The organism is Campylobacter sp. CFSAN093246 (assembly GCF_012889415.1).
Lineage (GTDB): Bacteria > Campylobacterota > Campylobacteria > Campylobacterales > Campylobacteraceae > Campylobacter_D > Campylobacter_D jejuni.
Genome location: NZ_CP040613.1, coordinates 1,619,701 through 1,642,283, shown reverse-complemented (window position 1 = coordinate 1,642,283; position 22,583 = coordinate 1,619,701). Strand labels below are relative to the sequence as shown.

Here is a 22,583-nt window from a genome sequence, read left to right as displayed (position 1 = left end):
TTTAGTTTAAAATATCTTTAATCAGTTTTTGCAAATTTCTTTTTGTTTCTTCTTGTTCTTTTATGATAAAACATTTTGCTTTTGGCCAAAAATAACTTTTAGGATTTTCAAATTTTCCCCAACGCCAATCAAACCTAGGATGTAAAAGAACTATAGTAGGAATATCCATAGCTAAACTTAAATGCGCTATAGCACTATCAATACTAAGCATACAGTCAATATCATATAAATAATTTAGAGTATCATTCCAATTTTTTATAAGCTTGCTTCTATCTTCTATTACCTTAGGCAATTCTTCTTTTAATTGCATTTGAAAAGAAATGATCTCATAATCTAAGTCTTTTAATACATCAAATAAAAATTCAAATTTTACATTTCTTAATAAATCAGAATTTTCAGCATTAGGAGTAGCATAAAAAATACCAAGTTTTTTTCTTTGATTATGCGGTTTTTTCTGTGGCAATATAGGTGTTTTTAATCGTAAAATCTCATCAAGCTTAATATCAATAAAAAAAGGCAAAGAACAAATAGGAATAGCATAATCAAAATTTGTAGGTAGATTTTTTAAAACCTTTACATTTTTAAAAATATCATCATTTTGATTTAAAAATTTGATTTGATTTTTAAACATTTCATACATGGCACTTTGAGGAGCAAATAAAACCTTTGAAGCGATTTTGCAAAGTTTTTCTAAGCATCTTGCATACATTATAGTATCGCCAAAGCCTTGCTCGCAAAATACTAAAACTTCTTTATTTTTAAAAGCATCAACGCCAAATTTATTAAAAGCTTTTAGGCTTTCATTATAATGATAAGTAGAAAAAGTTTCATTATGAGCATAAAATAATCTGCTTTCATAATATTTCTTGCCCTCTTCAAAATTATCATCCACTCCCATACGCATCAAAAGATAAGCCAAATCAAATTGATAGGTTGCATGAGAATCCAAGCTAAGACATTTTTTATAAGCATGATAAGCTTCTTGATAGTTTGAGTTAAATTCTAATACCTTAGCATAGTTTTGCCAAAACTGTGCATGGTGTTGATTGGCTTCTTGTAGTGATTGAAAAAGTTCTAAAGAATCAGATATTCTAAAAAGCTTAAAAAGCAAGTATGCTTTTTGGGGTAAAATTTGATGAGTTAAAAAATCTTCTATTTTAGAAATGGTAAGATTTTCTTTGGTTTTACTATGAAGCCTATCTTCGAGTTTGACTAAATTAAGATTGGTTTGTTCAGCAATGATTCCTTTTTGTAGTTTATCAATCAAATCTTGCATAAAATGACACAAGTGCTCATGTGCATTTAATGCCTTAGTAAAATCATGTTTAAAATAAATTTCTGCATAATTTTTCCATAGATTAAGATTATACATATCTTTAGAAAGCAATTCTTTGAAAATTTGTTCAGATTCTTCTAGTTTATTACTCAGTTTATAAATAAAAGCCAATTCTAACTTAAGTTCATCCTCTAAATCATCTTTGCGAGTTAAAAGTGTTTGTAATAAATTCAAGGCTTCATCAAGTCTTAAATTTTCAATATAGCTTTTAGCAAGCATAAGACCATTAAAACTTGTAGGATTTAAAGAAAAAAGCTCTTGAGCATAATATAAAGCTTTTTGAAAAAGAGAAAGTTTATAAGAAGAAAGCGTAGCAAATTCTAAAGCAAATTTTGGACTTTCTTTTAAAAATTGCTCACTCAAGTTCAAACATTTTTCATAATTAGCATTAAAATAATAATAATGAATTTTATCAAACATATTTTTCCTTGATGGTTACATTAAATCCAATATTATCTTATAAGTTGCATAAAAAGATAATTATATTTTTATAAAATTAAATAATAAAACAAAAATAAATACAATAAAAACATCCATCCTAATAATTTTAAAATTATCAGGATGAAATTTTTAACAAGTAGGAGAGTAAACTAATTAAACTAAGTATTATCTTTTATAAGATTACCAAAGATAATTAAACTGAGCAAATCCTGTATGGGTATTGCCATCTTTATCAAACATTCCATTATAGCTTAAACTAAAATAGAAAGCTTCATTAACAGGAACGATAAAAGAAGTGCTTACAAATTTTTGTACTCTTGGTAAATCAAACTCATCACTTACTTTTATATTACCAAATCTAGCCTCAGCTTCTACTTTAGGATTGATATTAAACTTAGCTCCAAGTTCTACTGAAGTTTTTAAATTAGGCAACCAATCTCTAAACCAAGTAAGACTTGTTTTAGTAGAGAAAAGATTTAAATAGTTTGCATAGGTTCTTTCTCCACCTTTAACTGTTGCTTGTCCTATGGTGTCTTTCATAGAAAAAGCTTCAGTATAACCTCCTTCATAAGCAAGACCTATTTCAGGAGAGAATATATCTTTATTAGAAATAAAATTCATACCTAAGGCTGTATTGACTCCATAAGCATAAGAATTAGGTTCAGCTTTAGCTTCATTATTTCCTATTTTTTCAGTTAAATCATTTTTAATCAAAGCAGCTTTACCTTGAGCTTTGATATAAACTTCTTGACCTTTTTCTGTAGTAAATAAGGTATTAAAGTATTTTAAACCTGCATAATAGGTTCTATTATTAATATCAAAATAAGTTGAACCCATTTTTGTATCTTCATAACCTGCATACACACCATATATTCCACTGTCTTTTAAAGTAGAATAACCTATAATGGTTCCTTTAGTGTGTCCTTTACTTTCTTCATTTAAAGAAAGTTCAACATTCTGTGAAGAAGTATAAGGAAGGATGAATAAAGAATGTTCTTTATTAGAACCATAGCTTCCATTATTTAAATCACTCTTTATATAATCACTTGCATCTGCATATAAATTACCCTTTTCAGACATAGCGATGCTTTGAGATTTACTTGAAGAAGCTAAAGCAAAGCTTTGCATAGAATTACCCATAACATTATCTATAAAGGTTGATCTTCTTGAAGTAGTAGAGATTAAAGATCTAAAGGTTGCACCTGATATGGAAGCATTAAGATTAAAATCTGTAGTAAGCTTTCCTGTTATTGGATCAAAGCTTAAAGATATTTCTCCACTTCCATTGGTTCCTATATTGCCAATATTGCCTTGATTAACACCTGAGATGATGTTATTTATATCGTTTAGCTCTTCAAGATCAACATTGCTTTGATCTACGGTGATGTTTTCTACTTTTACATTATCTTTACCACTTCCACCTATAACCACAGTGTTTAATTTACCTGTGTTTTTATCTGTAGAAACAAGCCAATCTTTGATTCCAACACTACCACTACCATTGTTAGTTACTGTATTACCATTTTTATCTTTACCTACTGAGCCTTGATTGGAGATTTCAACTTGTGCTGATCCTGAAACAGTGATGCCGTTATTTATGGTTGAGCCTTGTGAATTGGAAATACTAGTGCTTCCACTTCCTGAAGAACTAATACCGCCACTAATAGTTCCACCATTACTATTGCTAATCACCATATCAGCACTACCTGTACTTTCAATCTTACCACCGATATTACCTGAATTAGAAATTTCAAGCTTATTATCACTATTGTTAGTAATAGAACCACTTATACCTGTAGATGATGTAGAAGTGTTAGTGATAGAATCAAGTTTACTATCTTTATCTACAGTAATTGAACCAGAAATAGCTCCATTACCTTGATTAACAAGACCACCTTCTACCTTAGCTCCACCTTCTATCTTAATATCACTACCTATAGAAGCATTATCTCTATTGATTATATTTCCTTGAAGTTTAGTGTTTTTCCCACTAACAGTAATACCACCTGTTATACTTCCTGAGCGAGAGTTAGATATGGCTTGATTCGAAGTAGCCGTAACAGTTGCTCCATCTTTTATGGTTATAGAGCCTGTTATTTTTCCACTTCGATTCAATATACCAGCACCTCTTCCACCTTCTACCCTAGAACCTTCGCCAGATAAAATCATTTCTCCACTTAAAGAGGCCGAGTCTGTCAATCTTATACCATCGATCTTACCTTGTATAATGCCACCGTTTTTAAGTTCTATTTTTTGAGTTCGTGAGTTATTCTCTAATAAAATTCCATGTTCTTCACTATAAATTCCACTTACTGTGCCATTATTTGAACGTCCATCTATATATAAATCTCCTAGAGTTTGCGATTGACCCACTCCTATTGCCGAGTATTTTCCATAAACTTGACCTCCATCTTTTATGGTAAGTGTTCCAAATTTACCACCAGTTACAGATATTCCAAAAGCATTAGAACGGATAGATCCTGTGTTGATGATATTTTCTATGGTACTGTTATTTTGGAGTTTTATACCAGCAGCCCAAGTTGCCGAATTGTTTTGATTAATGGTACCGCTATTTGTAAGAGTTTTAACAAGACCTCCTATCATGTAAATACCAATACTTTCACCCTTCATAGTGCCTTCATTGATCAATTGGTCTATAGTTCCACCTGATGATCTTATAGGTGCACTAAATCCTTGTATGGTTCCCGTATTTTTTAATGTTTTTACATTAGCATTTATCTGTATTCCATTGCTCCAATTGCCCTTTACAGTTGTAGTAATTAAACCGCTATTGACGAAGGTATCTATTGTTGAACGAACATTTACACCCATGCTCTTGCCTTCAATAGTTCCGCTATTGTTAAAATTCCCTATACTACTTGTTCCTTGAGATATATTTACTCCTGCGCCTTGGTTACTCTTAATAGTCCCACTATTAGCAAAACTTGATATTTTGGCGTTATCAAAATAAATACTTTCACCAGTACTAGAGTGAATAGTTCCACTATTACTAAAATTATTGATAGTAGATTTAGAGCTATTTGTACCCCAAACTGTTACTCCAAATTTAGAAGAACCATTGCCTATGATACCTTGATTATCAAAGGTTTCTATGGTAACACCGTTATTTCTATTTGCTCCTAGCCGAACACTAGCAGCATTGTTTCCACCTATAAGAGTTCCTTGATTTAAAAAGGTAGAAGTTGAAGAACCTTGAGTGAAATTGACCGCTTGTTGGCTACCATTAGAAATAGTAATAGTTCCACCACTTTCTATAACTAGAGTATTGCCGGTGCCACTTACAGTTTGAGTTGAATTTTGTAAACTACTTATAGTCTTATTATTATTCAGATTTTTAGAACCAATACCTGACCTAGCTTTAGTATGTCTATTTGTTGCCTCTTCGTAAGTTTCTATTTCAGGAGTAAGTGTAGCATGAGTACAACTTGCCGAAAAAGAAATAGCAGCTAAAGATAAAACTATCTTTTTAGAATTTAAACAGGAATTTTGTATATCTTTTGTGTATGTTTTAGTTAATGCAGTTTTATTCATAAATATTCCCTTTCCTTTTATATTTATATTTTCTTGTTTATATTTAAAAATAATATAAAACTGTAATATGAAAATAGTGAAGACTATATAATAATTATACTTAAATTATTATTAAATACTTATTATAAAACTATATGGTTTGAATTTGTATTTTATTTAAAGTTAGATTAAGAGTAAATTTTTTAGACTTTTATTGTTTTGTGTGTTTAGATTATAATCACTTCATTTTCTAAGTTTGTGCCAAATTCTTCAAAGACTTTTTTTCTAGCCAATTCGATAAGAAAAAACGCATCTTCAAAACTTGCATTTTTTTTATTAATTAAAAAATTTGCGTGTTTATCGCTTAACATAGCATCTCCCTTGCTAAATCCTTTAAGTCCTACAGCTTCGATTAAACGTCCTGCAAAGTCGTTTTTCGGATTTTTAAAGATAGAGCCAAAGCTTGCTCCACTAGGTTGGTTGCTTCTTGCATTTTTTAAAGCTTCATCTTTAAGGGTATCAAAGCCAAAGTTTAGTTTAAATTCAGCCCAAAAAAAATGCGTATTTAAAGGACAAAAACGATAATCAAAATTTATATTTGCTCTTAGAATTTCGCCTTCAGAAGTAGCAATTTTGATTAAATTTTGACTGATACACTCTCCTTTAAGCCCTGCATTCATTTTCAAAAGACCACCAAGTGTGCCAGGAATTTTGCTTAAATACTCAAAACCCTTAAGATTGTTTTCTTTGGCAAAGCGATACATTTTGCTTGATTTTGTTTTGCAGCCTATGCGAAGATGTATAAAATCTTTATTTTGATCTAAAATTTGTATAAAATCAAAACTATCTCCTAAAATTCCTATATTTTTAGGTTTTGGGCTAACTAAAAGGTTATTTGCGCCGCCTATTAAAAAACCATCAAAATCACAAATTTGATCCAAAACTAAAACTTCAAATTCATTTCCTATACGCACAGAAGAGTATTTTTTAAAATCAATGATCATTTGATAAAAGTTGGAATTTGATTTAGTATATTCTCAGTAAAATCAATCATAGTTGTAGTCATCCAAGGCATTAAAAAGATTAAAATAACTACAACCAAGATGATTTTAGGAACAAAAGAAAGTGTCATTTCGTTAATCTGTGTAGTTGCTTGAAAAATACTGATCACAAGCCCTGCAATAAGTCCTGCTAAAAGCATAGGCAAGGAAAGTAAAAGTGTGATTTTAAAGGTTTGCACTCCAAGAGCAACTAAGGTACTTTCATCCATTTTTATCCTTTTTAAGAATTTCTAGCTTCTTCGTATTCGCTAGGGATAAGAAAATCATTTACATGTATGATTTTATCATAAAATTTATAATCATATCCTAGTTTAAAAAGCGTATCTACAGCTAAAAGTTGAGTTTGATTCATGCTAATAGAGTTTTTATTGGCATATAAATTAAGATAAGTATCAAGTTTTTCTTCATCAACACGGATAAGTTTTCTTTCCATAAGCATAGGGGCTAAAATTTTACGATTTGCATCGGCAATTTTTACAGCATTGGTTAAATCTCTTTCGATCTTAATCGCGTCGCTTAAAGGTAAAGAACGACGCAAAGCCATTCCACCTAAAGGCAAAGGCAAATTTTCTTTAGCAAATTCAAGCCATATATCCCAAAGTTCTGCTTCCACGTAAAGACTTTGATCAAAATCTAAAATGCTTTCATGGATCAAAACCCCCGCATCTACTTCGCCACTTAAAACCGCATTTTCAATGTCTAAAAAATTCTTATAAATAATTCTTGCTTCAGGATATTTCATGCGAAAAATCAAAGCATTGGTGGTATTTGCTCCACTCAAAGCGACTTTAAAATTTCTTTTTAAATGCGTGTCTTTTTTCTTGATGAGTTTTGGCCCATAACCTTCACCAAAACTCACTGCTGTGCGTAAAAGTGCATACTCAGAAGCGATTAAAGGATAAAGCCCAAAAGAAATAGCCGTAGCATCAAATTCATTTTTCAAGGCAAATTCATTTAAAGTTTGTATATCTAAAGCTGTATTTTCATAAGCAAAATCATTCCCTATCCACCCAAATTTAATTGCCATATACATAAAAATATCATCAGCATCAGGAGAATGTGCAATAGTAATTTTTTTCATCTATGCTTCCTTTAAATCTTTGCTTTAATTCTAGCAAAATAAATCATTATTTAATTTTATTTTGTTAGAATTCTAACTAAAAATTTAGAATTTTTAAGGAAAGTTATGGATGATAATAAAAGAAAATCTCTAGACGCTGCCCTAAAAAGTTTAGATAAAACCTTTGGAAAAGGCACTATTTTAAGACTAGGGGATAAAGAAGTCGAGCAAATCGATAGCATAGGCACAGGTTCAGTTGGGCTTGATCTTGCTTTAGGTATAGGCGGTGTTCCAAAAGGAAGAATTATAGAAATTTATGGACCTGAAAGTTCAGGTAAAACCACTCTAACTTTACATATTATCGCAGAATGCCAAAAAGCAGGTGGAGTTTGTGCTTTTATCGATGCAGAACATGCGCTTGATGTAAAATATGCTAAAAATTTGGGTGTAAATACAGATGATTTGTATGTTTCTCAGCCTGATTTTGGAGAACAAGCCTTAGAAATTGTAGAAACTATAGCAAGAAGTGGCGCAGTAGATCTTATCGTAGTAGATAGCGTTGCAGCACTTACTCCAAAAGCAGAAATTGAAGGCGATATGGGCGATCAACATGTAGGACTTCAAGCAAGACTTATGTCTCAAGCTCTAAGAAAACTTACAGGTATAGTTCATAAAATGAATACCACAGTAATTTTTATCAACCAAATTCGTATGAAAATCGGTGCTATGGGTTATGGTACTCCTGAAACCACAACAGGTGGAAATGCATTAAAATTCTATGCTTCTGTGCGTTTAGATGTTAGAAAAGTAGCAACCTTAAAACAAAACGAAGAACCTATAGGAAACCGCGTTAAAGTAAAAGTAGTTAAAAATAAAGTTGCTCCTCCATTCAGACAAGCTGAATTTGATGTGATGTTTGGAGAGGGTTTAAGCCGTGAAGGTGAATTGATCGATTATGGTGTAAAACTTGATATCGTAGATAAAAGTGGTGCGTGGTTTTCTTATAAAGATAAAAAACTTGGACAAGGTAGAGAAAATTCAAAAGCTTTCTTAAAAGAAAACCCTGAAATTGCAGATGAAATCACAAAAGCAATTCAAAATTCTATGGGAATAGAAGGTATGATCAGCGGTAGCGAAGATGACGAAGGAGAAGAATAATGTTAGTAATTGAAGATGTTAGAGCCTATGAAGTTCTTGATAGTAGAGGAAATCCAACCGTAAAAGCCGAAGTTACGCTAAGCGATGGAAGTGTAGGTGCGGCCATAGTTCCAAGTGGTGCAAGTACAGGTTCAAAAGAAGCCTTAGAATTGCGTGATAATGATGAAAGATTTGGCGGAAAAGGCGTTTTAAAAGCTGTTGCAAATGTCAATGAGACCATTGCAGATGAAATTTTAGGACTAGATGCTTTTAATCAAACTCAACTTGATGATACTTTGCGTGAGCTCGATGGAACAAATAATTACTCAAATTTAGGTGCAAATGCGACTTTAGGCGTATCTATGGCAACAGCTCGTGCGGCTGCAGCTGCTTTGGGAATGCCTTTATATCGCTACTTAGGTGGTGCAAATGCGAGCATTTTACCCGTGCCAATGTGTAATATCATAAATGGCGGTGCTCATGCAAACAACAATGTAGATTTTCAAGAATTTATGATCATGCCTTTTGGTTTTACTAGCTTTAAAGAAGCTTTGCGTTCAGTTTGTGAAATTTATGCGATATTAAAAAAAGAACTCGCAAATTCTGGACATTCTACGGCTTTAGGTGATGAAGGCGGTTTTGCTCCAAATTTAGCTAACAACACAGAACCTATCGATCTTTTAATGACTTGTATCAAAAAAGCAGGTTATGAAAATCGTGTAAAAATCGCTCTTGATGTGGCAAGTACAGAATTTTTCAAAGATGGCAAATATCACATGGAAGGCAAGGCTTTTTCAAGCGAGGATTTGATCGAACGCTATGTAGAACTTTGTGCAAAATATCCAATTTGCAGTATCGAAGATGGCTTAGCTGAAAATGACTTTGAAGGTTGGATTAAGCTTACTGAAAAATTGGGCAATAAAATTCAGCTTGTAGGCGATGATTTGTTTGTAACTAATGAAGATATTTTAAGAGAAGGCATCATCAAAAAAATGGCAAATGCTGTGCTTATTAAACCAAATCAAATCGGAACTATTACCCAAACTATGAGAACTGTGCGTTTAGCGCAAAGAAATAACTATAAATGTGTGATGAGTCATAGAAGCGGCGAAAGTGAAGATGCTTTTATAGCGGATTTTGCTGTGGCTTTAAATACAGGACAAATCAAAACAGGAGCTCTAGCAAGAGGTGAAAGAACCGCAAAATACAATCGCTTGCTTGAAATTGAACTTGAAAGCGATGAATACTTAGGAGAAAAGCTCTGAGCGATTTACTTAAAGAATACGACGAAAGCACAAGAAAAAAAAGTTTTTATACCCATGTTATAAAAATGATTTTTTGGGCTTTTCTTGTTGTAATTGGAGCGATTTATTTTGGCAATATGTTTTTTGGGCAGTATTCTTTAGATACTTTATTAAGCTTAGAAAATACCAAAGAAGAGCTTAATAAAAAGATTATTTTGCTCAAAGAACAAAATGCTAAAGCACAAAAAGATTATTTTGAATTAAAAGGATTATACCCAAATGAAAACTAGAATTTTGGCAATATTTTTTATTTTTACCTCTCTTTTATATGCTGATGAAAATCCTTTCAAGACAGATCAAAATATAACCTTGGTTGCTCCACCTGAATTTCAAAAAGAGGAAGTTAAATTTAATTCTAGTGCAAGAATTTTAAAAAGCATCACTTTTAATTATATCAATTTAGACGGAAGTGAAGATAAGATCGATTTAGATGTCAATAAAAGTATTGATTGGCACGATACTTATACTATATCAAGATTTAAAAGCCCTGATCCTTCAAAAGTACTTGATGTTTCAGTTACTATACCTGAAAAAAATAGCTCTAAACAAGAATCAAACTCAACAGCCAATGTTGAAATACCTTTACAGGTTGCAAAGATTTATGATTTTATTTCTTATGCGGTTTATAAAAATAAAATAAAACTTAACACTAGTGATGAAATGATTACAGATTTTTCAGTAGGAAATCCAAGTAAAATCGTTATAGATTTTAGATCTAAAATGATTAGCCCTACAAAAAACATACGCCTTAGCAATTCTATTTTTAAACGCATAGACTTTGGATCTCATAAAGGATATTATCGACTTGTAATATATCTTGATGGAACTTATAATTATAATATTCAAAAAGATGCAACTGGATATATGATTAATCTGCTTTGATGAGGTTTGTTTTTTTAATATGTTGTGCTTGTTTAGTTTTTGCTAATGAAATTTTACTTCTTAGCAAATTCGATAAGCAAGATTTTAACTCTAAAGATTTTAATGCTTATTTGATGAGCGAAAAACTTGATGGAGTGCGTGGAATTTGGGATGGGAAATATCTAAAAACTCGCCAAAATTACAAAATAAAAACTCCTGACTTTTTTACAAAAAATTTCCCTCCTTTTGCTATTGATGGTGAGCTTTGGATAGCAAGAAATAAATTTGATGAAATTTCAGCTTTAATTCGTAGTGGCGATAGTAATTTGACCTTATGGAAGGAAGTAACTTATAATATTTTTGATGTGCCAAATGCTTGCGAAGAATTTCAAATTTCTACTTGTACTCTTAAAAATCGTTTGACTGTTTTAGAAGAGTATTTGCAAAAATATCCTAGTGCCTATATAAAAATTATTCCTCAAATTCCAGTTGAAAATCAAAATAATTTAAATCAATTTTACGAAAGCATTATAAAAAATCAAGGTGAAGGTATTGTCATACGCAAAAATTTAAGTCCTTATGAAAAAGGCAGAAGTAAAAATGCTATGAAATTAAAACCCTATGATGATGCAGAGTGTGAGTTAGTAGGATTTCGCAAGGGCAAGGGTAAATTTGAAAATCAAGTAGGTGCCTTACTTTGTAAAATGCCTAATGGACAAATCATTAAAATAGGCAGTGGTTTAAAAGATGAAGATAGAAAAAATCCTCCAAAAATTGGTAGCATTGTGACTTATAAATTTAATGGATTGACCAAAAATTCCTTACCTCGCTTTCCGGTTTTTTTAAGAATAAGAGATGAAAATCCTTGACTTTAAAATTATTTTGTGATAAAATATTTCCTTTTATTTATTCGGGGTGTAGCGCAGTCTGGTTAGCGCACTTGGTTTGGGACCAAGGGGCCGAAGGTTCGAATCCTTTCACCCCGACCATTTTTTATAAATTTATACAAAATGGTGAGTGTAGCTCAGTCGGTTAGAGCATCAGATTGTGGTCCTGAGGGTCGTGGGTTCAATTCCCATCACTCACCCCACTAGCGCTCGTAGCTCAACTGGATAGAGCAACAGACTTCGGATCTGTAGGTTATGGGTTCGATTCCTATCGGGCGCACCACCAAGATTTTATATGCGTTCATAGCTCAGCTGGATAGAGCAACGGCCTTCTAAGCCGTAGGTCAGAGGTTCGAATCCTCTTGGGCGTACCACTTTGCGGATGTGGTGAAATTGGCAGACACGCCAGACTTAGGATCTGGTGCAGCAATGCGTGAAGGTTCAAGTCCTTTCATCCGCACCACTTACTTTTATCATTTTCAAATAAGAGTTGATTTCTCATAAATTTTTGTTTCATTTTAAAATTTCTTATGATTGTTAGATAAAATGCAAATTTAATTTAGATAAATTTAAAAATTATCTTGCAAAAGATTTGAAAAATAATTCAAATATACAAAATTCAATTCAAGGAGATAAAATGAAAAAATTAGGTTTAGTTTTAGCAGTTTTAGTTGCTTTAAATGTGTCAGCATTTCCAGATTTGATAGTTATCAATAAAAAAGATTTAGTTCCAGTTTCAGCAAGCGAAATGCAAAACAAATATTTCCAAGAGAGTATAAAATCAACTTTAACTGAGCCACTTTTAAAAAGGCAACTTTTTATGAAGCAGATATTGTTGCAAAAGTTGATCCAAGAACTTATAATTCAACTCAAGCTATAATACAAAAAGAATATTCAGATAAAAGCAATTATGTTTATTATAAACAAGTTCTTATATTAACTAGTGATGGTAAAAGAGCTAGATTATCTACTCTTTCTTGCGAAATTGCAAGTTTTGATAAGAAGGGGTATTTATGTGGAGGCACAGCTGATCATAATTATTCTATTAAGTAAATATTGCAAATAAAAATCCGCCTTGAGTTTTCACTCTTGGCGGAAATCCACCATTAGAACATACTATGAAAAAACATAGTAAGTATAAAATATATCTAAATTTTAAGCTTTTTAAGTTAAAAATTTCTAGTTTTTTAAATCGTTTTATCTTTTATATCTTTGCTGCAAAGACAAAATCAACACTCATTAAAAGTCTTTTCTTGATTAAATTTTTGTAAATTCATTTTTAGTGTTAAAAATGTGATGATATTAACTTTATAAAAGTATTATTATATATTTTTTACTTAGGATAGCAATTATGAAAAAAACAATTTTAACCATTCTTTTTTTACTCACTCTTACGCAGGCTAAGGAAATACAAATTTATGAAAGTCCTACTTGTGGCTGTTGTGATCTTTGGGCTGATTATATGAAAGCTAAGGGTTATGAGGTTAGTGTTCATAAAACCAATGATTTTCTTAAAATCAAAGAAAAAATGGGTATAAAAGATGAGTATCAAAGTTGCCATACAGGTGTGATTGAAGGCTATGCTATTGAAGGGCATGTTCCTGAAAGTGCTATAGCATGGTTGCTTGAAAACAAACCTAAAGATGTTATAGGAATTTCAGCTCCTGGCATGCCGCAAGGAAGTCCAGGAATGGAACAAGGTTATAGTGAAAAATATCCTGTAATTTTGATGAAAAAAGATGGAAGCTATGAGCTTTATGGATATTTTATAGGGGATAAAAAGCTTTAAAGTAAATTTTTAGCTTTTTACTTTTTTGATTTCTTTTTCAAGTATGCTATAAGGAGTTAAGCCTATGAATTTTTCATCCATTTTTCCTTCTTTGAAAAAACTAAGCACAGGTACTCCATATATTTCCCCAATGGCACTTGAAAGGTATTTAGCTGCTCTTTTTTCATAAAACATTGCTAAATTAGATAAACCTTTTTCATCAGCCCAAGCTTTTGCATCGTTTGCATCGTTTGCATCGCCTAAAACCACAAAGATATTAAAATCATAATTTTTAGCCAAATTCTGTAAAATAGGAATTTGTTCTTTGCAAACTCCGCAATCTTTTGTGAAAAATACTAAGGCAAAATTTTGTGCTTTATCATTTAGTTTTAGGCTTTTTTCAAAACCATTGTAGGCAAAATTATAGGTTTTATCGCTATTTAAAGCTTTAAAATTTTCTCCACTATCACAAGCTACAAAAAATAAAGCTATGATTAAAGCAAAGAAATAAGCTTGGATTCGAAAAATTCCCATGGTTTTTCTCCTAAAATTCTATCTTTTATCATCCCATCTTTAATGATGATGGTAGTAGGGGTTGCAAACACAGCGTAACGATCATTGGTGATTTTAAGATCGTCTTTTAAAACTTTTACATTTTTAAAGTCAAATTGTTCGGCTAAAACCTTAACCACATTGGCATTATCGATGGAATTTATAGCATAAACACTGATTTTATTGGGGTGATTTTGTATGAATTCATCTAAAGAAGGGAGTTCTTTTAAGCAAGAAGGGCAGCCATTTTGAAAAAAGACTAAGACTTTTAAACTTGTATTATCATCAGCAAGTTTTACAGCTTTTCCTAAAGTATCTTTAGCTGAAATTTCAGCTCTTTTTTCTCCAACTTTTCCAGTATCTTTTGAATTTTCAAAAGAACAAGCATTGAGTAAAAACAAAATGCTTAAGATTAAAAGGCTTTTTTTCATTTTAACACCCCATGTTGTAAGATAAGGGTTCGATCTGCGAATTTGGCTAAATCAGGATTGTGTGTGATTAAAACTATGGTTTTACCTTCATTTTTTAATTTTTGCAAGGTTTGAAGAACGATTTGTTCATTGGCTTCATCTAAATTTCCTGTGGGTTCATCTGCGAGTAAAAGCTCTGGGTTGTTGATTAAAGCTCTTGCTATACAAACTCTTTGTTGTTCTCCGCCACTTAATTGGCTAGGTAAATGAGTGAGTCTATGCGAAAGTCCTACTTTTTCAAGAACCATTTTGGCATCTTCTTCATCTACACTTGAGTGATAATACTGAGAGAGCATAACATTTTCTAAGGCGTTAAGATAGGGGATAAGATGAAATTGTTGAAAGACAAGCCCTATTTTTTCACGACGCAAGGTGATTTTTTGCTCTTCATCCATTTGCTCTAGGTTTTCATTATCCAAGATATACTCTCCAGAGCTTGGAGTATCCATGAGCGATAGTATGTTTAAAAGTGTTGATTTTCCACTTCCTGATGGACCCATGATGGCAAGCCATTCTCCTTCATAGACGCTTAAGTTGATATTGTTTAAGGCTTTAACTTTGCCAAATTCTTTATTTAAATTGTTTATTTTAATAAGTTCTTTTTTCATCATTCACCTTTCAAATTTTCACACACATTGATTTTTAATGCTCTTTTTATAGGAAAAAATGCAGCCAAAAAGGCAAAAATCAAAGAAATGATTAAGGCTATAAAAACAGCTATAAATCTAAAATCAATACTAGAATTAAAAATTAAATAACCAAAGACATTGGCTAAAAATATCCCACAAAAAGCTCCGATTAAACTAGCAAAAAAACTTACTATAAAGCATTCACTAGCAAAAAGTTTAAAAATTTCACTTTTTTTCGCACCCAAGGCTAAACGCAGTGCGATTTCTTTTTTGCGAGAAAATATAATAGAACTTAAAGTTGTATTAACGCTAGTAGTAACTATGATCAATACCACAAGTATGATTAAAAACATTAAAGCTTTGATTTTTCCAAGCACTAAACCTTCACTTAAGGATACTGAAGATATAGGTTTTGCATCGATGAATTCATTGCTGATTGCTTGTGTTTTGGCTTTAACTTCATCAAAATTTCCATAAACTACAGCATTAGCATAGTTAATACCGGCTCTATCGCTTAAATTTTGCACCACGCTTAAAGGGGCTAAAACAATGCTATCAAATTCATCATTGCTTGAAAGTATGCCTTTTATGGTAAGTTTTATACTTTTTCCGTTGTTTGGATTATAAATTTGAAGTTCATTGCCTGCTTTTAGGCCTAGTTGCTTGGCTAAATTAACTCCTAAAAAGGCTGAATTTTCATCAAAATCATTTAGAGAAAAGCTTCCTTCTTTAACTTCTAAAAAAGGTTTAGTGATTTTTAAAGCCCTAAAATCAGTGCCTAAAACCACCCCGCTTGTACTGCCTAAATTTAAAAAATCATACAAAAAAGGAGTTAAAGCTCTAGCCTTTAAATTTTCTTTTATTTTTTCATACTCAGTATTGGAGATAAAATTTTCATCCTGCTTGGGACTTATCATTACATTTGCTCCATAAGCTTTTAATTCTTTAGAAAGTTTGATGTCGATATCAAAATAAATATTTAAAAAAGCTGAGCAAGTAAGTGCTCCTATAAAAACACTTAAAACTATAATAAAAAGTCTTTGATAAGAAAAGCTAATGCTTTTAAAAAGCTCATTGAGGAAAAACTTATCTACCATAAAGCACTCCTGCAGCTGAAAGTTGTGTGATATTTTTGATAGGAAGCAAGCAACCAAGTAAGGCAATAAGTCCTGCAAAAATAAAGCTTAAAGGTAAAGCTACAAAGGCTATATCAATAAAATATCCAAAAATACTAAGACTGATGATTTGAGAAAGTGCTGTGCCAAAAATAAATCCAAGTAAAGCAGCAAATAAAGCTACGATTAAATTTTCACTAGCAAAGATGAGATAAATTTGAAAAGTATTAGCACCAAGTACTTTTAAAAGTCCTATTTCCTTTTTTCTACGATGAATTTCAGAACTCATTAGACTTGAAATCGCAATACTTGCAACAATAAGACAAATAATGCAAGTAATGCCCATTAAGGATTGGATCTTTTTAACCACCAAGCTTTGAGCATCGCTTATAGCATTTAGAGCTTTTGCATCAGCACCTGGCAAGCCATCGCTAATTTGACTAGCGATTGAGCCTACATAAGCTGAGCAATACCATTTGTCATATTCTAACTGATCTAATTTTTCTTCGCCCATGCGACGTACTTTTTCAGAAAGGGCTGATTCAGGTATGGTAAAAGCTCTTACTTCTGTACTTGAGTAAAGCCCTTGTTTGTTGAGTAAATCTTGAGCTAAATTTAAAGGAGCGATGATTTTATTTGACATTTTAGGATTGGCATGAAGTAAAATGCCTACGATTTTTGTTTCTTTGCTTTGATTGTTTTCTCCTATGAGTTTGATAGTATCTCCTAATTTTAGTTTATTGTTTTTAGCAAAGTCTTCGCCTAGCATGATTTCATTGCTATCATCTTTTGCCCATTCTCCTTGCACTGCTAAATAAGGATAAAGACTTTTTATACCTGTGATAAAATCATCATCATCTTTAATTTTTATGGCTTTTTGAAAATAAGTGCCATAAATAAGTGTTTTTTGCTGGGAGTTTTCAATTGTGATTTTACCTTCTAAAAAAGGAGCAAGTGCGGTGATGTTGTTACGCCAATAAATGTCTTTAATCATATATAAATTTTTTTCTTCTAGGTAGTTTTTGTTTTGTAAGGGTTCATAAAGTTCATTACCTATTTCTATACTAAGGCTTGAGCCTTTGGGTAAAACAAGGATATTAGAGCCATAGCTTTTGAGTTGTTTAGTTACTTCATCACCTATACTTAGGGTAATATTTAGCATAGTAGAGAGCAAAAGCGTGGCTAAAAAACAAGTAAGAAAGGCTAAAAATTTTTGAATTTTGTTTTTAAATATAGAGTTAAAAATCATTTTAGCCAACATCATTTCTCCTTTGGATTAAAAATTGGGCTTCGTTTTCTTCTACATATTTTGTAGGATCTTTTTTAAATTCTTCATAGTTGTTTTGATTTGAAAAATAATAAGTAACCCCTTTATAGCTATAAGAAAAAGGAGCTTGGGTGTTTATAACCTTTGTTTTTGATACAGGATCTTGCACTTCAATTTCTTTGATTTGACTAAAATAATTAGATCCTGCTATTACATCTTTAACATCTATGGTGATTTTTTTACCATCGTATTCGTATTTGAGTGGGATAGGATTGCAACCCCCGCTTTTACCTACACTTGGCAAGAAAATACGCACATTGCAAGAAATGCAAATGAGTTGTCCATCTTTTTTGATATAGCCCATATCTCCACAAATCATACAAGCATCAAAAACAGCTACAGGAGAATCCTTATCTTCTCTTTTGTTGATAAGAAAAAACCTTATCACTTTGCCTTCAGCACTGATATAAGCAAAGCGGTGGAGTTTGTTGTCCCTTAAAAGAGCTATATCAAAGATAAATTTGCCATTCTTATCGGGTAAAATTTCTTTAGGCTCATCTATGGTTAAAGGCTTAGAGCTTACCATAAAAAAGTATAAAACAATGCAAAAACTTACAACACAGGAGATAAAAACACTGGAAAAATAGCGATTAATAAGACTTGTTTTAGCTTCGTTTTTGCGATAATTTATATCTAAAATTTGTTTTTTGCTTATATTTTTTTTGCGAATTTTTAAGCTTAAGAATGCTAAAAAAGTGATGAAAATTAAATAAACATAAATTCCAAAAACACCAAAATAATTACTTTTTCCTACAAAACTCACCAAAAAAGCATGAGTTTCTATGATGGAATTTCGCATTAAAGTAAGCAAGATATTGGCTAGAGCTTTATCGCTTTCTATAAGGATAAGCAGTAAAAACAGCATAAAGCTTGTTTTTTGATTAAAATTTTTTTGCCATTTTAAAAAGAAGAAAATCAAAATACAAACAAGCAAGGCTAAAGCAATAAAACCTAAAGAACTTATACCTTCGCTATCGATTAAAGAGCTAGTAAAAATAGGGAAATCTTGACTTAAAAAATAATAATGCAAAGCGGTGCAAAAACTTAAAATTCCCAATAAAATAAAATTTAAAATTTCAATTTTTTTCCAAAAATAAAATATAAAGCTTACTAGCAATAAACCTATAAAAACAAAATCAAAATTAAAGATTAAATTTTCGGTTTTTAAAAATTGTGCTGCGATAAAAAAAGCAAAATATCCAAATAAAAAGCCCAAAAAAACTACTAAAAAACTTTTAAAAATATATTTTTTATTAGGAGTGATAAAGGCCATTAAAATACTTAGCGGTAAAACACTGATAAGAAAATGCACAAAATATATACTCATAATTTACTCTTTAAACATTGTTATTTTAATTTTTCAAATAAAAATAAAAATATTCAAACACTCGGAAAATCCGAGCGTAAAATTATTTTGGCGTGCCTGTGTATTTGAATTTATAATCTACTTTAAAAGGTTCAAACCACTTACCCACACCTGTTTCTTCATCAACATGGCGTCCAAAACCTTGTTTTTCTGGATTTGAGATATAAAAAGTAAGTTCATAATTTCCTACGCCAAAGCCACCTTTTTTATCTTTTTCCATAGCAATATTTGCACCATAGTGAGGACCATCATCAGCCACCATAGGCATCAAAGTTCCACGTTTAATTGCACCTGTGTCGGTATTTTTAAGTTCATAAGCTATAGTTAAATAAGGCATCCAAAAACCTTCTGGAAAACCATTTGGATTGTTTTTAAGTGCGTGAATGTCAGCTTCTAGGTGAATATCTGCTAAAGATGCAGCTAAATCAATACCTCTTGGCTCCATTTCAATAGGTTGTAAATAAACAGCGGCTATTTCCATGCCATTAAGTTCTTTTGGATCGCCGATCGGCACTTCGCCTGCAAATAAATTTGTACTAATAACCGCAGCTGCAGCAACTACTGATAAAACTTTTTTTATCATGATTTTACTCCTTTTTTTGAAATTTGTTTTGTTATTAAAATGCCAATAATTAGCATAATTAAAACTATAAATTGAGGGATTAAAGTTTCATAGTAAGGATAAATTCCAAGCCATAAAATCGGTTCAAAATTCATAGGTATAAGACTAGGAATGATGACTTTTCCTTCTATGAGTTCGGCTATGCCTTTGCCTGTAAAAACAAAAACCATGTAAAAAATAATGTAAGAAGTGATATAGAAAAATTGTTTTACAGGTATGCGAATGGCTCCTGCTTTTAAAAGAAAATATAAAACAATAAGTATTAAAATTCCAAGTCCAAGTCCGCCAAAAACAGCACCAAAATCAGTGCTTGTTTTAGCATCAAAAAGCAAGGCTTGATAAAAAAGCACAGTTTCTGCACCTTCTCTATAAACAGCTAAAAATACGGTAATCCAAAGGGTTTTTGCGCTATTATTTGATATAGCATCTATAGCACCTTGTTTGATAAAGCTTGTCCATTTTTTATTTTGTGCGTTTGAAAGTAGCCAAAAGCCCACATAAAAGAGTAGTAATACGGCTATAAGCATGGTAATACCTTCTATAAGCTCTCTACTTTGACCTGCATTTTCTTTAAATAGCCAAGAAACTCCAAAAGCGGTAATAAAACTTAAAATCACTCCTGTAAAAAGAGCACTATAGGCGATATTTAGACGATTTTTGTTGCCACTTTGCACAAGATAAGAAACAATGGCTACAATGATAATCAAAGCTTCCAAGCCTTCACGCAAAATAATACCTAAAGCCCATATAAACAGCGAATAAGGAGTAGAATCTTGAATTTTATCCACGCTGCTGGCTATGAGTTGTTCTAAGTCATTAAAAGTAGCTTCAAGCTCTTTTTTATCTGCACTTGCTTTAATCAGTGCCATGCCTTTGGAAAATAAACTTTCTATTTTAAGTTTTAAGCCACTATCTACAGCACCGATTTTATTTTCCATACCGCTTGCTTCAAAAATATCTAGATAAATTCCTTGTAAATCATCTACTATAGAAGCACTAAAGCCATCATAATTTTTTAAAATTCCATCTAAAGCAAGTTTGATATCATTAGAAACTTTGGCATAATCTTTGCCTTTTGTTTCATCATTAAAGCCTGAAATTTGCAAACTTGAAAGTTCTGAATTTGGAATTTGTAAGAAAACATCAAAAATTTGTTCTTCTATGTTATCTAAGCCATCTCTTAAGCCTTTTTCATCTATTTTTGCATCGTTGATTTGGCGTATAAGGGTGCGTATGGCTTGTTGAATTTTTTGATCGTTTCCTGCTTTGGTAAATTTATTTACTAAAATTTCTACTTTGGTATTGCGATAATCACTAAATAAGGCATCATTTAAAAAATCTTTACTAGTTTGGTAGTTTTTTTCTTTAAAAGCATTAGCTGCCTGTGAAAATTTGGTAGAGATATTATCTAGTATAAATTGCAATCTTACGTCCATTGCAGCGGCAGCTTGTAAATCAGCGCTTGCATTATCATCTGTAAGTTTGCTTGTATCATTATTTACAGGTATAGGAGCTTGGGTGGTTAAAGAGCTTTGTGCTAAATCTTTTTTATCTACACCCATCATTTGTGCGATTAAAGCTTCTGCATCAGCTTCGCGTTTGGCATTGGCTTCTAGGCTTGATTTTTCAGCTTTAGCCTTATCATAGTTTATATCGCTTGCTTCTGCTTTTAAACGATATCCATTTTGTAAAATCGGAGCTACTTCATCAAGATCATAATAAAGACTATCAATTAAAGCATTAATTTGTGTTAAAGGAGCTTCATCTTTATACATGCGACGCAAATTTACAAATTTACGTTCCATAGTGATAGCTTTTCTTCCTATGTTTCTTCCTATTGAGCCTTCCATATTTTCAAAATGTTGAAAATACGCATCTTCGCTAAGCTTTTTGGCGCCTAGATTATCGCCCTTTTTATAAGTTTCTATGCTTTGTTTTAGCATATCTTTGATAAGATTTGCTTCATTAATATAATCATCTACCCTAGCAAAAGCTGAGCTTGATAAAAAAATACCTATAATTAAAAATATAATTTTAAAAATTTTCATTATCATTACCCTTGATTTTTGATAAAAATAATATTTATTATCAAAATAAATAATGGCTAGTATAATACTAAAAATCTTAAATAGAACTAAAAAATAAGCTTTTATGTTGATAATATTTTTTTATTAAATTATAAAATGTATTTTAATAAATATTTAAATATATTTTATTTTTGTGATTTAATATGGGTTGTTTTTAAGTATCGCAAGGTCTTCTTCTAAGCTATGGACTTTGGGATATTGTTTTTATGTTTTTTAATTTTTCCTTTTTTCGATGTTTTAAAAGCTTAATAAAAATCAAAAAATCATTTATTGCGTATTCTTTAAGGAGATATAGCTATAGTATATTTTAGACTAAGCAGATATATCCAAAAGTTTATCTTTTTTATTGGTATTTGTGTTTGTAGAATTGCTATTGTCTTTATTTGCTTCTTCTTTCTCAGCCTTAGCTTCTACTTTTTCTTTTTTTCTTGAAATTTTAAAGTTGAAGTTATGCTAATTCTTTTGCTTTCAAAATTTGTATCTATTATCCCCCTGCAAGGCGTGTTAAGTAACATTAGCAAGCTCCTGATTTCTCATTTAAAATTATAATTTTAGATTATATTAAAAATTGTATAAAATAAGATAAAACTTAAATTTATTGAAATAAATTTTTATCCATTTAATTCGCTTTTAAAAGCATCAATCATTTATATTTTGCTTATTGTTTCATAGTGTAAAAATTTTTAAAATAGGATTTTATCTTAAAAAATTTATGATTTTTAATTTCAGATATTGGTTCCCTTGAAAAATTTTAAAAAGTTTAGTAAAAAATATTAAGTTTTAAAAATATCATCCGATTTAAATAAAGTCTTAAGACTCAATCTAAAAGGAGGATGTATGGTTTCAGATGTTTCTATGGGTAATGTTAATTTAATGACTGCTGTTAATACTTCAGTTTTGAAAAAATCTATGGACACAAACGAGGCATTGATGAATGAACTCATCGAAGGTATGGAAGGTGTCTCTCAAGCCTCCGCTCCACAAGCGTCTAGCTCTAGTGGTTTGGATATTTACGCTTAAATATCTTAA

At 31.2% G+C, this 22,583-nt stretch carries 20 protein-coding genes, 5 tRNA genes and 2 pseudogenes; 13 read left to right on the top strand and 14 right to left on the bottom strand.

Annotation, left to right across the window (positions count from 1 at the left end; genetic code table 11):
• Position 1: 1 nt before the first annotated feature.
• The 5 genes from FBE87_RS08510 to FBE87_RS08490 all read right to left on the bottom strand — a co-directional run bounded on the left by FBE87_RS08510 (position 2) and on the right by FBE87_RS08490 (position 7,450).
• The gene (locus tag FBE87_RS08510; protein ID WP_002851245.1) at positions 2 to 1,756 is read right to left on the bottom strand and encodes a hypothetical protein; all 1,755 of its coding nucleotides are present in this window, start codon (positions 1,754 to 1,756) and stop codon (positions 2 to 4) included.
• Between the two features lie 201 nt (positions 1,757 to 1,957).
• Positions 1,958 to 5,329 carry an autotransporter outer membrane beta-barrel domain-containing protein gene (locus tag FBE87_RS08505; protein ID WP_168977247.1) on the bottom strand — a complete coding sequence of 1,124 codons (3,372 nt, stop codon included), beginning with the start codon at positions 5,327 to 5,329 and terminating at the stop codon, positions 1,958 to 1,960.
• Between the two features lie 206 nt (positions 5,330 to 5,535).
• Positions 5,536 to 6,312, bottom strand: coding sequence for a UDP-N-acetylmuramate dehydrogenase (locus tag FBE87_RS08500; protein WP_002874559.1), 777 nt, complete (start codon positions 6,310 to 6,312; stop codon positions 5,536 to 5,538).
• Positions 6,309 to 6,578: a flagellar biosynthesis protein FliQ gene (gene fliQ, locus FBE87_RS08495; RefSeq protein ID WP_002851290.1), complete on the bottom strand. Its 270-nt coding sequence runs from the start codon at positions 6,576 to 6,578 to the stop codon at positions 6,309 to 6,311. Before fliQ ends, FBE87_RS08500 begins: the two co-directional genes overlap by 4 nt.
• 11 nt (positions 6,579 to 6,589) lie before the next feature.
• Positions 6,590 to 7,450, bottom strand: coding sequence for a menaquinone biosynthesis family protein (locus tag FBE87_RS08490; RefSeq protein ID WP_002858996.1), 861 nt, complete (start codon positions 7,448 to 7,450; stop codon positions 6,590 to 6,592).
• 105 nt (positions 7,451 to 7,555) lie between these two features.
• On the opposite strand from FBE87_RS08490, the gene recA reads away from it, so the two are divergent.
• The 12 genes and pseudogenes from recA (at position 7,556) to FBE87_RS08430 (ending at position 13,407) form a co-directional block, all read left to right on the top strand.
• The gene (gene recA / locus FBE87_RS08485; RefSeq protein WP_002851424.1) at positions 7,556 to 8,587 is read left to right on the top strand and encodes a recombinase RecA; all 1,032 of its coding nucleotides are present in this window, start codon (positions 7,556 to 7,558) and stop codon (positions 8,585 to 8,587) included.
• Entirely contained in the window at positions 8,587 to 9,831 is a 1,245-nt protein-coding gene (eno, locus tag FBE87_RS08480) for a phosphopyruvate hydratase (protein WP_002856489.1), read from the top strand. The genes recA and eno overlap by 1 nt, the downstream gene beginning before the upstream one ends.
• A 65-nt stretch (positions 9,832 to 9,896) precedes the next feature.
• On the top strand, positions 9,897 to 10,100 hold the full coding sequence (locus FBE87_RS08475) for a hypothetical protein (RefSeq protein WP_002839177.1): 204 nt from the start codon (positions 9,897 to 9,899) through the stop codon (positions 10,098 to 10,100).
• On the top strand, positions 10,090 to 10,752 hold the full coding sequence (cgpA, locus tag FBE87_RS08470; protein ID WP_002851387.1) for a glycoprotein CgpA: 663 nt from the start codon (positions 10,090 to 10,092) through the stop codon (positions 10,750 to 10,752). Before FBE87_RS08475 ends, cgpA begins: the two co-directional genes overlap by 11 nt.
• On the top strand, positions 10,752 to 11,600 hold the full coding sequence (locus FBE87_RS08465) for a DNA ligase (protein ID WP_100621795.1): 849 nt from the start codon (positions 10,752 to 10,754) through the stop codon (positions 11,598 to 11,600). The genes cgpA and FBE87_RS08465 overlap by 1 nt, the downstream gene beginning before the upstream one ends.
• Positions 11,601 to 11,642: 42 nt before the next feature.
• Positions 11,643 to 11,720 (top strand) — tRNA-Pro (locus FBE87_RS08460).
• A 24-nt stretch (positions 11,721 to 11,744) separates the two neighbouring features.
• Positions 11,745 to 11,821: transfer RNA gene (locus FBE87_RS08455), tRNA-His, on the top strand.
• A 3-nt stretch (positions 11,822 to 11,824) separates the two neighbouring features.
• Positions 11,825 to 11,901: transfer RNA gene (locus FBE87_RS08450), tRNA-Arg, on the top strand.
• A gap of 14 nt (positions 11,902 to 11,915) precedes the next feature.
• Positions 11,916 to 11,992, top strand: a tRNA-Arg gene (locus FBE87_RS08445).
• 4 nt (positions 11,993 to 11,996) lie between these two features.
• Positions 11,997 to 12,081: transfer RNA gene (locus FBE87_RS08440), tRNA-Leu, on the top strand.
• Between the two features lie 174 nt (positions 12,082 to 12,255).
• A pseudogene (locus tag FBE87_RS08435) lies at positions 12,256 to 12,671 on the top strand (hypothetical protein).
• A 298-nt stretch (positions 12,672 to 12,969) separates the two neighbouring features.
• Positions 12,970 to 13,407 (top strand): DUF411 domain-containing protein, encoded by a 438-nt coding sequence (locus FBE87_RS08430; RefSeq protein ID WP_002851451.1) that lies wholly within the window; start codon positions 12,970 to 12,972, stop codon positions 13,405 to 13,407.
• Between the two features lie 9 nt (positions 13,408 to 13,416).
• Here the strand turns inward: FBE87_RS08430 and traF are convergent, their stop codons facing one another.
• The 9 genes and pseudogenes from traF to FBE87_RS09285 all read right to left on the bottom strand — a co-directional run bounded on the left by traF (position 13,417) and on the right by FBE87_RS09285 (position 22,069).
• Positions 13,417 to 13,920: a conjugal transfer protein TraF gene (gene traF, locus FBE87_RS08425; RefSeq protein ID WP_002851157.1), complete on the bottom strand. Its 504-nt coding sequence runs from the start codon at positions 13,918 to 13,920 to the stop codon at positions 13,417 to 13,419.
• On the bottom strand, positions 13,881 to 14,369 hold the full coding sequence (locus tag FBE87_RS08420; RefSeq protein WP_100616543.1) for a TlpA disulfide reductase family protein: 489 nt from the start codon (positions 14,367 to 14,369) through the stop codon (positions 13,881 to 13,883). Before FBE87_RS08420 ends, traF begins: the two co-directional genes overlap by 40 nt.
• The gene (locus tag FBE87_RS08415; RefSeq protein ID WP_002860103.1) at positions 14,366 to 15,019 is read right to left on the bottom strand and encodes an ABC transporter ATP-binding protein; all 654 of its coding nucleotides are present in this window, start codon (positions 15,017 to 15,019) and stop codon (positions 14,366 to 14,368) included. The genes FBE87_RS08420 and FBE87_RS08415 overlap by 4 nt, the downstream gene beginning before the upstream one ends.
• Positions 15,016 to 16,134, bottom strand: coding sequence for an FtsX-like permease family protein (locus tag FBE87_RS08410; protein ID WP_002851556.1), 1,119 nt, complete (start codon positions 16,132 to 16,134; stop codon positions 15,016 to 15,018). Before FBE87_RS08410 ends, FBE87_RS08415 begins: the two co-directional genes overlap by 4 nt.
• Positions 16,124 to 17,416, bottom strand: a complete 1,293-nt coding sequence (locus FBE87_RS08405; protein ID WP_079463152.1) for an ABC transporter permease — start codon at positions 17,414 to 17,416, stop codon at positions 16,124 to 16,126. The genes FBE87_RS08410 and FBE87_RS08405 overlap by 11 nt, the downstream gene beginning before the upstream one ends.
• A complete protein-coding gene (locus FBE87_RS08400; RefSeq protein ID WP_052790099.1) occupies positions 17,403 to 18,806 on the bottom strand; it encodes a Fe-S-containing protein in 1,404 nt (467 codons plus the stop codon). Before FBE87_RS08400 ends, FBE87_RS08405 begins: the two co-directional genes overlap by 14 nt.
• 82 nt (positions 18,807 to 18,888) lie before the next feature.
• On the bottom strand, positions 18,889 to 19,428 hold the full coding sequence (locus tag FBE87_RS08395) for an iron transporter (protein WP_002778842.1): 540 nt from the start codon (positions 19,426 to 19,428) through the stop codon (positions 18,889 to 18,891).
• A complete protein-coding gene (locus FBE87_RS08390; RefSeq protein ID WP_100626252.1) occupies positions 19,425 to 21,515 on the bottom strand; it encodes an FTR1 family protein in 2,091 nt (696 codons plus the stop codon). The genes FBE87_RS08395 and FBE87_RS08390 overlap by 4 nt, the downstream gene beginning before the upstream one ends.
• Positions 21,516 to 21,866: 351 nt before the next feature.
• Positions 21,867 to 22,069 (bottom strand): annotated as a pseudogene (locus tag FBE87_RS09285) (hypothetical protein).
• 322 nt (positions 22,070 to 22,391) lie between these two features.
• Here FBE87_RS09285 and FBE87_RS08380 point away from each other — a divergent pair.
• Positions 22,392 to 22,574, top strand: a complete 183-nt coding sequence (locus tag FBE87_RS08380; RefSeq protein WP_002787583.1) for a YjfB family protein — start codon at positions 22,392 to 22,394, stop codon at positions 22,572 to 22,574.
• Positions 22,575 to 22,583: the final 9 nt, after the last annotated feature.